13 protein-coding genes are annotated in these 12,442 nt (G+C 53.2%); 8 read left to right on the top strand and 5 right to left on the bottom strand.

Annotated elements, in window-relative coordinates; translation table 11 throughout:
• Positions 1-215: 215 nt before the first annotated feature.
• The 6 genes from map to dapE are packed head-to-tail and all read left to right on the top strand — an operon-like array spanning position 216 to position 7,339.
• On the top strand, positions 216-986 hold the full coding sequence (gene map, locus ACTH3S_RS07395) for a type I methionyl aminopeptidase (protein ID WP_441808376.1): 771 nt from the start codon (positions 216-218) through the stop codon (positions 984-986).
• Positions 987-3,632 (top strand): [protein-PII] uridylyltransferase, encoded by a 2,646-nt coding sequence (locus ACTH3S_RS07390; RefSeq protein ID WP_441808375.1) that lies wholly within the window; start codon positions 987-989, stop codon positions 3,630-3,632.
• A complete protein-coding gene (gene dapC, locus ACTH3S_RS07385) occupies positions 3,629-4,825 on the top strand; it encodes a succinyldiaminopimelate transaminase (RefSeq protein ID WP_441808374.1) in 1,197 nt (398 codons plus the stop codon). Before ACTH3S_RS07390 ends, dapC begins: the two co-directional genes overlap by 4 nt.
• A gap of 3 nt (positions 4,826-4,828) precedes the next feature.
• Positions 4,829-5,170: an ArsC family reductase gene (locus ACTH3S_RS07380; RefSeq protein WP_441808373.1), complete on the top strand. Its 342-nt coding sequence runs from the start codon at positions 4,829-4,831 to the stop codon at positions 5,168-5,170.
• Between the two features lie 17 nt (positions 5,171-5,187).
• Positions 5,188-6,216, top strand: a complete 1,029-nt coding sequence (dapD, locus tag ACTH3S_RS07375; RefSeq protein ID WP_441808372.1) for a 2,3,4,5-tetrahydropyridine-2,6-dicarboxylate N-succinyltransferase — start codon at positions 5,188-5,190, stop codon at positions 6,214-6,216.
• Positions 6,203-7,339, top strand: a complete 1,137-nt coding sequence (gene dapE, locus ACTH3S_RS07370; RefSeq protein WP_441808371.1) for a succinyl-diaminopimelate desuccinylase — start codon at positions 6,203-6,205, stop codon at positions 7,337-7,339. Before dapD ends, dapE begins: the two co-directional genes overlap by 14 nt.
• A 75-nt stretch (positions 7,340-7,414) precedes the next feature.
• Here the strand turns inward: dapE and ACTH3S_RS07365 are convergent, their stop codons facing one another.
• The gene (locus ACTH3S_RS07365) at positions 7,415-7,633 is read right to left on the bottom strand and encodes a SlyX family protein (protein WP_071264017.1); all 219 of its coding nucleotides are present in this window, start codon (positions 7,631-7,633) and stop codon (positions 7,415-7,417) included.
• A 209-nt stretch (positions 7,634-7,842) separates the two neighbouring features.
• Between ACTH3S_RS07365 and ACTH3S_RS07360 the strand changes: the two genes are divergently transcribed.
• Entirely contained in the window at positions 7,843-8,409 is a 567-nt protein-coding gene (locus ACTH3S_RS07360; RefSeq protein ID WP_441808370.1) for a cold-shock protein, read from the top strand.
• 70 nt (positions 8,410-8,479) lie between these two features.
• Here the strand turns inward: ACTH3S_RS07360 and ACTH3S_RS07355 are convergent, their stop codons facing one another.
• From ACTH3S_RS07355 to ACTH3S_RS07345, 3 genes are all read right to left on the bottom strand, one after another.
• A complete protein-coding gene (locus ACTH3S_RS07355) occupies positions 8,480-8,854 on the bottom strand; it encodes a hypothetical protein (protein WP_441808369.1) in 375 nt (124 codons plus the stop codon).
• Positions 8,826-10,247 carry a hypothetical protein gene (locus ACTH3S_RS07350; protein ID WP_441808368.1) on the bottom strand — a complete coding sequence of 474 codons (1,422 nt, stop codon included), beginning with the start codon at positions 10,245-10,247 and terminating at the stop codon, positions 8,826-8,828. Before ACTH3S_RS07350 ends, ACTH3S_RS07355 begins: the two co-directional genes overlap by 29 nt.
• Before the next feature lie 131 nt (positions 10,248-10,378).
• A complete protein-coding gene (locus ACTH3S_RS07345) occupies positions 10,379-10,819 on the bottom strand; it encodes a VOC family protein (protein ID WP_441808367.1) in 441 nt (146 codons plus the stop codon).
• 112 nt (positions 10,820-10,931) lie between these two features.
• Here ACTH3S_RS07345 and ACTH3S_RS07340 point away from each other — a divergent pair, with 112 nt between their 5' ends.
• Positions 10,932-11,828 (top strand): DUF1853 family protein, encoded by an 897-nt coding sequence (locus ACTH3S_RS07340; protein ID WP_441808366.1) that lies wholly within the window; start codon positions 10,932-10,934, stop codon positions 11,826-11,828.
• A 54-nt stretch (positions 11,829-11,882) separates the two neighbouring features.
• Here ACTH3S_RS07340 and ACTH3S_RS07335 read toward each other — a convergent pair whose 3' ends face one another.
• Positions 11,883-12,314: a hypothetical protein gene (locus ACTH3S_RS07335; protein ID WP_441808365.1), complete on the bottom strand. Its 432-nt coding sequence runs from the start codon at positions 12,312-12,314 to the stop codon at positions 11,883-11,885.
• Between the last annotated feature and the right edge of the window lie 128 nt (positions 12,315-12,442).

Here is a 12,442-nt window from a genome sequence, read left to right as displayed (position 1 = left end):
CCCCAACCAGGCTCCCTTTACAGCAATAAAAGCGGGAGTAGGCACCCTGGGGCAACGTGCTGACACGTGTGCGAATTTGCCGGAATCGTTTCCAGCGGGCGCGTTTATACCACAAAACGCGGGCCTCGCGCTATTAATTTTGCACCAAGGCTTCCTTGTACCCTGAGCGCAGGCCCCTTAAAATGGAGGTTTGCTAAATATCAACGGGAAGCCCAATGCAAGTATCGATCAAGACTCCAGAAGAAATTGAAAAGATGCGCGTAGCCGGACGCCTGGCGGCTGAGGTTCTCGAAATGATCGGGGAACACGTGAAGCCAGGTGTTTCCACCGAAGAACTCAACCAAATCTGCCATAACTATATTGTAAACGAGCGGGAAGCCATCCCTGCCCCGCTGAACTACAAAGGCTTTCCAAAATCCGTGTGCATTTCGGTCAACCATGTTATTTGCCACGGAATACCTTCAGAGAAGAAAATTCTAAAGGATGGCGACATCGTAAATATCGACGTCACCGTTATAAAGAATGAATACCACGGCGATACCAGCAAGATGTGGATTGTCGGAAAGCCAAAGCCAGGCACAGAGCGCCTCATTACGATCACTCAGGAATGCCTCTATAAAGGCATGGAGCTGGTTAAGCCCGGCGCACGCCTAGGCGATATCGGCCACGTAATCCAGCAACACGCCGAAAAGCATCGCTATTCCGTGGTGCGGGACTATTGCGGTCACGGCATAGGCAAGGTGTTTCATGAAGAACCTCAGGTTATGCACTACGGCAAACCTGGCACTGGCTTGGAACTAAAGGAAGGCATGACTTTCACCATTGAGCCTATGATCAACCAAGGCAAGTACCACACCAAGCTACTACCGGATCAGTGGACCGTGGTCACCAAAGATCACAAACTCTCGGCGCAATGGGAGCACACCATTTTGGTGACAGCCGATGGTTATGAAGTGCTAACCAAACGATCGGAGGAGTCTTTCTAAGTGGAACACCCGGAGCTGGAGGCCAGAATCAGTGGAGATACATCCCCGGTTATGGCAGCCAGGGCGCTGCTAAAACAGCGCTACAACGCAGATGCAGAAGCCTTTAAACAAGGCGCGGATGTAAGGGCTCTGGTTCATTCCAGGGCCGATACCATTGATACCGTGCTGAGACTGATCTGGAACCGCTACCCCTTTTCCAGCTCACCCGATATCGCACTAATCGCCGTTGGCGGCTACGGGCGCGGTGAGCTACACCCCCACTCAGACATCGACCTGCTAATCTTAACTCGCAATGGCACCGAGTCGAACTGGCAGGAAGACCTTGGTGCCTTTATCACGCTGCTTTGGGATCTAAAGCTCGACATTGGCCATAGCGTTCGCAGTATTGCAGAAAGCAAAGCCGCAGCGAGGGTCGATGTAGCCACGCTGACCAACCTGCTGGAAACTCGCACTATTGCTGGCCCAGACGAGCTACGCAAAGAGCTCAGCGAACAAGCCTACTCCGATAACATCATTACAGATCGCGATTATTTTATTGCCAAGCGTAAAGAGCAGAAACGGCGCCACAAAAAGTACAGCGACACCGAGTACAACCTAGAACCCAACGTGAAAAGCTCCCCAGGTGCACTGCGAGATATCCAGACCATCGGCTGGATTACCAAGCGACACTTTGGCCTGCAAAACATTGCAGATCTAACTCGCTTTAGCATCCTCACTGACGAGGAACACCAGATTCTGTTCGAGGGTGAGACTGTTCTATGGCAGTTGCGTTACGGGCTCCAACTGATTGCAGACCGAAATGAAAACCGACTGCTGTTCGACCATCAGCGCGCTCTGGCACAAATGCTGGGCTACAAAGACGAAGGGAAAAGGCTCGATGTAGAGCTGATGATGCAATCCTATTACCGTGCCGTGCTGGCTCTGGCAGAGCTTGCCGACGTTATTTTGCAGTACTACGACGAGGCGATACTCGGCACAGGCACCGAAGACGACATTCAGCCCATTAACAATCGCTTCCAGGTTCGCAGCAGCTATATAGAAGCGGTAAACAACCAGGTGTTTGCCTACTCGCCCTACGCGATAATGGAAATCTTTGTGCTGATGGCTCAGCATCCGGAAATAAAGGGCATTCGCGCTACCACCATTCGGTCTTTACGAGCCCACCGGCATCTGATTGATGACGCCTTCCGGGCAGATCTGGCCGTGACATCCCTGTTCATGGAACTGCTACGAACACCCCATGCGGTGGATGAATCTCTATCCGCCATGAAGAAATACAACGTATTGGGCCGCTACCTTCCGGAATTCGGCCAAATTATTGGCCAGATGCAACACGACCTTTTTCATATTTATACCGTTGACGCCCACACCATGCGGGTTATCCGGAACATGGTACGGCTCGGCAACCCAGAAGCAGCCGAAGACTATCCCTTGGCGGCCCGGCTGATTCACGGACTGCCCAAACGCGAAGTGCTCTATATTGCCGGCCTTTATCACGACGTTGCCAAAGGCCGGGGTGGAGATCATTCTGAACTGGGTGCCCAGGACGCTGAATCTTTCTGCCAGCGCCATCATCTTGGTGAGCGCGATACCCAACTTGCGTCTTGGTTGGTGGAAAATCATCTATTGATGTCCATGACCGCCCAACGCAAGGATATTTCTGACCCCGATATCATCCAGTCCTTCGCCCGCGCAGTGCCCAGCCAGGCACATTTGGATTACTTGTATATCCTGACCGTGTGCGACATTAGTGCGACCAACCCCAAGCTCTGGAATACCTGGCGGGCCTCCCTGTTGCGCCAGCTGTACATCGAGGCAAAGCGCGCCTTACGACGTGGCACGGAGATTCCGGTTGACCGGCAGGCTTGGGTTCTGGCGACGCAGTCTGAGGCCCGTGAAATCCTTCATGCCCAGAACATTACCGATGAGCAGATCGATGCCATCTGGGACACGGTTGATGAGGACTACTTTCTGCAGGACTCAACCGTTGATATCGCCTGGCAAACCGCTGCCATCATCAACCATGGCGATACGCCCGGGCCGCTGGTGCTTATCCGGGATACCCTCGGTGGCCCTAGCGATGGCTACTCCCAAATCACCATGTACATGAACGATCGGGCAACCCTCTTTGCCGCGACAACGGCGGTATTGGAACAGCTCAACCTGAACATTGTGGATGCACGCATCAGCTCAAACGATTGCCCTTATACACTCAGCTCTTATGTAGTGCTAGACGAAAAAGGCCAACCATTGGGTGTGGATCCAGCCCGCAAAGAGCGGGTGCGTAAACGGCTAATAGAAGAGTTGGACGACCCAGAAGACTACCCCGACATCATTCACCGGCGCACACCACGGCAACTTAGACACTTTGCGTTCCCAACCGAAGTGGTGTTTTCCAATGACACCATCAACGAGCGCACGGTCATTGAAGTGGTGACGCCAGATCGCCCTGGCCTTCTGGCCCGGATTGGGCAAGTGTTTCTGGATCACCGTATACGCTTGAGCAATGCCAAAATCGCCACCCTGGGCGAGCGAGTGGAAGACGTGTTCTTTGTTACCGACGAACAAGGCGAACCTATCAGCGATCCCTCTGTATGCCGCACTCTGCAGCAGGACCTATGTAAAATGCTGGATGATATTCAATGAATCCAAACCTGGATAAGCTTCACCCCTACCCCTTTGAAAAACTGGCAAAACTCAAGGCGGGCATATCTACGCCAGATCATCTGACACCCATTTCCTTGGGCATCGGCGAACCAAAGCATCCCTCCCCTGACTTTGTGAAACAGGTCATTGCCGACAACCTAGACCGGCTGGCTAACTACCCCACCACCCGAGGCCTAGACGAGCTGCGAGAGGCAATCAGTCAGTGGGCCACACGGCGCTTTCAATTGCAGACAGGATCCTTGAACCCGAATCGAAACATAGTTCCGGTGAATGGCACGCGTGAGGCTATATTCTCGCTGGTGCAAGCCGTAGTTGATGCGAGCAAGCAGGCAACGGTTGTTAGCCCAAACCCGTTTTATCAGGTATATGAAGGGGCGGCGTTTCTGGCTGGCGCCACGCCAGTTTATCTGCCCTGCGATGGCTCCAACGGTTTCATTCCGGATTTTGACACAGTACCAGAATCCACCTGGCGAGACTGCCAAGTGCTATTCCTGTGTTCCCCGGGCAATCCCAGCGGTGCCGTTATGCCCCGAGAAACCCTAACAAGGGTTATCGCACTGGCAGACAAGCACGACTTCATTGTTGCCTCAGACGAATGCTACTCCGAACTCTACCCCGATGAAAAAAACCCACCCGAAGGCTTGCTGCAAACCTGCGCAGCTATAGGCCGGCACGACTTTGCGCGCTGTGTGGTTTTTCACAGCCTCTCAAAGCGCAGCAATCTACCGGGGCTGAGATCCGGTTTTGTTGCGGGGGACGCGAATATTTTAAAAGGCTACCTGAACTACCGCACCTACCATGGCTGCGCCATGCCTATTCATAACCAGCTCGCCAGCATTGCGGCCTGGCAAGATGAAGAGCATGTACGTGAAAACCGGGCAGCTTACCGGGCTAAATTTGAAGCGGTTGTACCCATTCTACGTGAAGTCATGAGCGTGGATTTCCCTGGTGCTGGCTTCTACCTCTGGCCGACCACGCCAATGGATGACGAAACCTTTACGCGGGAACTGTCGGCGCAACAGAACGTTCATGTTCTACCCGGTCGCTATTTATCTCGCACAATAAACGGTTACAACCCAGGGGAAAATCGAGTTCGCATGGCCTTGGTTGCACCACTGGAAGAGTGTGTTGAAGCCGCGAAACGCATTGTTGAATTTGTACAGGCAAACTGAGTTATGAAGCTATACGGCATACGGAACTGCGACACCGTCAAAAAAGCCCGGAAATGGCTGGATGAACAGGGGGTTTCTTACGAGTTTCACGACTTTAAAAAAGACGGTCTCAACGAAGCTCAGCTCAACCAATGGGAAGAAGCTGTAGGCTGGGAAACTCTGCTGAATCGCCGAGGCACAACCTGGCGCAAACTCAGCGACGAGGTTCGTGATAATATTAATGCCCAATCTGCCCATGACATCATGCTGGAGAACACTTCCATAATTAAACGACCTGTAGTCGAGCATGAAGGTTCTATTTCTGTCGGCTTTAACGCCAACAAGTGGGCAACACTAATCAACTAAACAGGAACAATTGCCACATGAGTTTTGCATTCGGTATCGGTATTGGCACCCAAAATAATCAGGGCGAATGGCTGGAAGTGTTTTATCCGCAGCCAATCATGACACCAGAAACAGAACTGATCGATGTGGTAGAGACTTCCCTAAATTATAGGGGCGGTAATCAAGCCATCCATGCAACCGCCGAGCAACTGACGCAGCTTGCCAGTGCTCTGCGCCAAACCGGTGCGATCGACCAGGCATCGCTCGCGGAGAAAGCCGCCAGCAGCGAGCGCCCGGTGGTGGTCACTGTGCTAGAAACCGACGACACCGCTTCCAGCACGCCGGAGGTGTACCTCAAACTGCATCTACTTTCCCACCGGCAGGCCAAGCCTCACGGCCTGAAGCTCGACGGCATCTTCGGCCTGCTACCAAACCTAGCCTGGACCAACGAAGGTGCCATCGACCTGAACGAACTGCCCGAGCGCCAACTCAAGGCCCGCATGGAAGGCCGAACGCTGGAAATCAAATCGGTAGACAAGTTCCCACAGATGACCGATTACGTAGTACCCAAAGGTGTTCGCATTGCAGACACCGCGCGCGTGCGTCTCGGTGCTTATGTGGGCGAAGGTACAACCGTCATGCACGAGGGCTTTATCAACTTCAATGCTGGCACCGAAGGCACCAGCATGATTGAAGGGCGCATCTCTGCAGGTGTGATGATAGGCAAAGGATCTGACCTTGGCGGCGGCTGCTCCACCATGGGCACCCTATCCGGCGGTGGCAACATGGTTATTGCCGTTGGCGAAAACTGCCTGATTGGCGCCAATGCAGGTATCGGCATTCCATTGGGCGATCGCTGCAAGGTTGAAGCCGGCCTGTACATTACCGCCGGCACCAAAGTGGCCTTGCTGGATGACAGCAATACGCTGGTAGAAATCATCAAAGCCCGCGACCTGGCTAACAAGCCAGACCTGCTGTTTCGCCGCAATAGCCAGACCGGTGCAGTTGAATGCAAAACCAACCAATCCGCCATTGAGCTGAACGAAGAACTGCATGCAAACAACTAATTCCCCAACGCTCGAACTGGCTATCGACCTAATTAGCCGGCCATCGATTACACCTGATGACTCTGGCTGTCAGGAGTTGATGATGTCTCGGCTGGCCCCCTTGGGGTTTACCGGCGAAAACATGCGCTTTGGTGATACCGACAATCTCTGGGCCCGCAAAGGTTCAGAGGGGCCGGTGCTGGCGTTTGCCGGTCATACTGACGTGGTTCCTACAGGGCCAGAAAAAAACTGGACACACCCTCCGTTTGATCCTGTTATCAAAGACGGATTTCTACATGGCCGTGGCGCGGCAGACATGAAGGGCAGCCTCGCGGCATTCGTCACCGCCTGTGAGCGATTTATAAGCACCCACCCAGATCATCGCGGCTCTATCGCGCTGCTCATCACCAGCGATGAAGAAGGCCCCGCACAGAACGGCACGGTGAAGGTCATCGAAGCCTTGGAAGCCCGTTCTGAAAAGATGGATTGGTGTTTGATTGGCGAACCTTCCAGCACTCAAGAAGTCGGTGACGTGATAAAGAACGGCCGGCGCGGGTCATTGCACGGTTACCTAACGGTGCAAGGGGTTCAGGGCCACGTGGCTTACCCCCACCTGGCAGATAACGCCGTTCATACCGTAGCACCCGCCCTGCATACGCTGGCCAATGAATTTTGGGATAACGGCAACGACTACTTCCCCCCCACAACCTTTCAGATCACAAAAGTGGAGGCTGGCACCGGTAGCAATATCATCCCCGGTGAGTGCCTGGTGCATTTCAACTTTCGTTACTGCACTGAAAACACAGCAGAAAGCCTTGAAGAACGAGTGGTGGCGATTCTTGGCCGGCACAACCTCAAGTACGATCTGCAATGGCACCTCAGTGGCCGCCCCTTCCTTACCGATAAGGGCGCACTGGTGTCTGCCAGCCAGAGCGCCATCCGCAACGTGACCGGGCGCGAAACCGAACTTTCCACCTCAGGTGGCACGTCGGACGGGCGCTTCATCGCACCCACCGGAGCGCAGGTAGTGGAACTAGGCCCAATCAACGCCACCATTCACAAGGTAAACGAGTGCGTGAAAGCTGAAGACCTGGATACGTTATCCAGAATCTACGAGCAAATCCTGGTGGAGTTGCTAGCCTGACAGATCTGTTCGGGAACTGATTAGCATTTAGCATAAAGAACCGGAGCCAATGCTTCGGTTCTTTGTTTCAAGGTATCAGTAATGCGGCGGAGGTGTTTCGTCCTCTTCAGATTTCATATTGGAAGGTGCGACCTCTTTTAACTGGTTGTGCAGCAACCGTTTTGCGTTCCAGAGTTCGCGGATATCCATCTCCTGCTTTGCCACCTGTTCGCTCAGGGTATTAATGATGTCGTCTTGGAAGGCAAGCCGTGTTTCCAGCTCGTCCATTCTGGCTTGCAGATCGTTGTGGCTCATCGGGTATTGAAACTCCGTCGCATAAATCGTTCGCGTGGATAGGTGAAGCTTGGTCAGCCGCTGGGATAATCTGTTATCATGCCGCTTTTGCCCGCCAGAGCTTCCGCATTCCCGGAAATCAGGCGGTATTCACTGGCCGGATAAGTAATTTTACCCGATATCCGGTTTTTTATCGTCAGCGTTAATAAGAAATGGAGAATTATCAGTCAATGCGTAATCCAGCCAAAGCGATCCTTGTTGCTATTCTGATCGCCATTCCCGCCCCGTTCATACTTGGCTTTCTGCTGGTTTCTTTTACCCCAGAACTGTTCCAGATTCTGTCTCAATCCCAGGACAGCGAACTGGCCCAAAGCACGCCGTTTATTCTCGGCAGCGCTCAGGGTATCGCCGCATACATTATCGGCTTCATCGTTTTCGGCATTGCCGGTTTTCTGGCCGTCACCATCGCAGCCAAGCAGCAGCCTGCGCGCAGCACGTCGTCACGCAGTAGCTCACCGTCACGGAATCAGAGCTCTAACCAGAACTACATCGACGATGATGCTGACTATGATGACAACAGCCCCGAAGGCGACGAAGAAGGCTCTGTTAAGTGGTTTAACGTTAAAAAAGGATTCGGCTTCATTGTTCGTGACAGCGGGGATGAAGTCTTTGTTCACTTCCGTGCTATTCGCGGAAGTGGCCGCCGGGTTCTGCGCCAAGGCCAGCTGGTTCGTTTCAGCGTGGTTGAAGCGGATAAGGGTCTACAGGCAGACAACGTTTCTATTCTAAGCGAGTGAAACGTTTGCTGATGTGAAAAAAGGCAACCCGTTACTGATCACGGGTTGCCTTTTTTTTGTTCTCAATGGTTCAGTTCCAAACGACGAGCTGCTCACCCCGGCTATCCAGCCGCCACCACTTCTCATCCTCTACCGGCTCCCCTTCTTTCCACTCCCCGGGGCTGCAGCGCATTTCTGTATCCATGGCTCGCCATGCGCTACGAGCGCAATCCAAATCAGTACTCCAAGGCAGCCGATCGCCTTCTATGATCAATGAGGTAAATCGCTTACCAAAAGCCCGTGGATACAGCGTTATTTTCAAACGGTCTTCACCGTAACAAGCAGAGCCTTTAGCAACGGCCGACACATCGCTGTCATTTAGAACCAACTGCTCAACATGACTCTTCAGCCACTGGCAAACTGCGCCTGCCTCTAGGTCACGAATGTAGATTTCCAGATCCTGCACTCGCAGATTCTCCATGCTGATGATCACAATGCAGCACATACTGAACCGGCCCGGGCCTTGCTGCAACCCAGCGCTCCAGTTCCTGGCGCAAATCTTCCATTGTAAGTTGGCAAAGTGTTCCCGTGGCTTTACGTTCGTACCACGCTATTTCCGAAGCGGTGCGCAGTAGGTGTACCTCTTCAAGTGACTGTTCAATGTCATCCAACGGCTCGTGCCGCGCCATAGCAACAAGGCTTTGGCGCCGGAGCGTATCCGCTTGCCCGGAAAGCGAAACTGAACTTGCCGGCCCGCGCCGAGCAAAAATCTCCAGGCGCGCAGCGGCCCGCTCTACCCACTGCAGCATGCCACCTGGCGTACTGACGCATCGGCTACGCCGAGAGGCCGCGAACTGAATAACGGAATGGGGTATATGAATGTTCCAGCGGCGCTCAATAACAGCTTGATGAGCAACCAAAATAGCCTTGCGCTGCATCACACTAGAAAGCGGAATATCAAAGACCTCTAGGGCCCGCCCAAGCCGCTGCCCCAAAACCAGGTGGCTTTCGCCACTACCAAGCGAATCCGGCCCTAGAAGCACCACAGCCCCCTGCCACCGAAGAACCAATTCTGACGCTAGACCAAACGGGCGATCCATCAACATCAGAAGGTCTGCTGGTGTTACGTTATCCAGTACAAGGACTGGCCAAGAGTTTTTCGTAGCAGCGGGGATAACGGGAAGCTCGTTGGCCATCAGCTCGGCTTCGCAACGTAAATCCATTTCAACATAAGGTTGTGCAAGCGACGACAAAAGAGCGCGCAGCCAGGCGGACTTGCCGCCACCGCGCTCACCCCGGACCCAAACCAGCGCATCAGGTGTTGCGACCAAAGTGATGGAGACATCTTCCGCCAGCTCGATCCATTTCAGGTCGGTGATTACAACAGGCGAGACCTCATGCTCCTCAATACCTGCCCCCTCTAACCCCCCTTCGCCACCATCCAGATCATCCGGTGCTGGCCAGCGTAAAACCAGTTCAAGAACCGCAACGTATGCTTTCTCCTGCAAACGCTCCGCATGTCTTGCGAGCACCTCCAGAAGTTGCGGCCAATCCAACCAAGCAGGCGTATCAAAGGTTTCCCTCGCCGTGGCCAACCAGTAGATTAATTGGGAAGAGAGCAGGCCTTCACCGCCTACTTCAGTAACAATGGGCTGCTCGCACTGGATGGTACGGATCAGCTCATCCATATCCACACCAGAGCCACGTAGAAAGTGGCTTACGGAAGGGCTGGAGTCCAGCAGCGCAAGTAAAAAGTCTTCAACCGTGATTATGGAGCCGCCACGACGATCAACATCCTCGCGGGCCCACAGCAACGCAGTCTGACATAGAGGGGTCAGGCATCCCTGCCAATCTTCCATGAAACATTTCCCTGTTTAATCGCATCATCCTGATGCTTTAGAAGTTATACCAACAACTTTTCCTTCAATACTCTGACGATTCTATGAGCGTTTTGACGCATCTTCAATTCTTTCAAACTGAATGGCCCTACTTACCAGGTTCCCGTATTTTCCATGCTAACCCAAGGCTCTTTGGGCGCCAGCGGTTCGCCGTTCTGCAGCAATTCTATGGATATATTGTCTGGCGTGCGAACAAACGCCATACGCCCATCCCGAGGCGGACGATTGATGGTTACACCGTTAGCCTGCAGCGTCTCACACAAGGCATAAATATTATCCACGCCGTACGCCAAATGACCAAAGTTGCGACCACCTGGGTACTCTTCGGGATCCCAGTTATAGGTTAATTCCAGCATCGGAGCCCGATCTTCACGTGCTTGGGCTTCATCTTCCGGTGCCGTCAAAAACACCAAGGTAAATCGGCCTTTGTCACTGCTTTTACGATCAATTTCGATCATGCCGAGCAGGTCGCAGAAGAAATGCAGAGTTTGATCAAGATTGCTTACGCGGATCATTGTATGTAGGTATTGCATACTTTCTCCTGTTATTTTCTATTGCTTCGTGGGAGGAGCCTTCGTGATTCGGTAATCATTCAGCGGCACACTCGCACCTTTATTAACGAACAGTTTACGGTATTCTGGGCGAATGAATGCAAACCTCGCCTCTGAGCTGATCAAATCGTATCAAACGCCAGCAATCAGGCACCTTGCATGGCTGTGCCAAGCTCCACAACTCATGCGCTCGCCGATCACGTTTGAGCCCATACAAAACCTGCCATCGAACTATCCCGATATTCTTAAGGCTTGGGATCAGGACACAAGCGTCGCACCACCACTGTTAAGTGAACCACCGCAACGAAGGTTGGGCTTCTATTTCGAGCGACTGTATCAGGTTATGCTGGAAGATCTGCTTGGCTGGCCCATCCTGCTGAAGAACCAACAAATCCAATCAAGTGGTCGCACAATTGGCGAGCTGGATTTTGTGGTACACAACCGGGCAGACGACCGCATTGAGCACCACGAGATTGCGATCAAATTTTACCTCGGCGTGCCCGAGCAACACGGCCCCACTCAGTGGTATGGCCCCAATGCCCGTGACCGGCTAGATCTGAAAACAACCAGCCTAGTCGAACAGCAAAGCCGCCGCACCTGGTTGCCGGAAACACTCACAACGCTCTCAGAATCAGGTATTACAGGCCCGCTAACGCCACGAATTTTCATGCCGGGATATTTGTTCTATCCCGATGACGGACACGCGCTAGCACCAGATTATGTTCCAGAAGAGCATCTGCACGGGCGCTGGATGTACGTTCATGACGCGAAAGCACTGAACACATCACGCTGGGCTGTGCTCAACAAGCCGCACTGGATTGGCAACTGGTTTCAGAGTGAGGCGCCAGATGCAGCACATACTCGGGAGGCTCTGGAGCGTGTCGAGAGCAGATCCATACCACAACTGTTCGCCATCATGCGTAAAGACCCTCAAGCGGGGAGCTGGCGGGAAGCAGACCGAGTGTTTGTGGTGCCGGAAACTTGGCCGTGAGCTTTGATTGAGGCTCTTGAGGAAAAGCCTCAAACCGAGCGCCGTGTTCGTTCGTCATGCCGTCATCGTTCCTTCGGCATTAGCCTCTTCACTTACAAGCGCAAAAATTTCCAAGGTAGACTTGCCGGGGTGTGCTTTTTGCAACTCAAGTACACGACTGCTTTGGCGTTTCAGTTCGTCACTGGGCTTTGCCCATTGGTCTTGCAGCAACGGCTCAGACCACTGTTGCATCGATTCTGGCGTTGCCCGCCGGTTAAGGCGTTGGACCTTGCGCACCTCCCACTCCGTCAAATGGTTTGGCAAAGTCCAGAGAGTAAGTAGGTGGTAGCAATACCAGAAAAATGGGTAAGACCAACTGACGTCTCCTTGCTTGCGACGCTGGCGCATGCGCTCCCGGGCATTATAAAAAGTATGCACGCCCTCCCAAGGAGGTTCGCCGGGCTTTTGTAGCTCTTGCGACACTTGAATTTCCTCCAAGCTATTCACCTCGTACTCCATGTAGGCCCGCAACGCCTCCCATGTGCTAATTGGTAAACCTGTAGGCAATGGTAAAGGTGACAGGTGTCAACGCCGGTTTAAAAGTGACCCACTTATCGGGAATATCGCCGGTTGAA

Origin of the sequence: Marinobacter sp., from assembly GCF_052094685.1 — a bacterium.
Classification (GTDB): domain Bacteria; phylum Pseudomonadota; class Gammaproteobacteria; order Pseudomonadales; family Oleiphilaceae; genus Marinobacter.
This window is presented reverse-complemented; position numbering and strand designations above follow the sequence as displayed.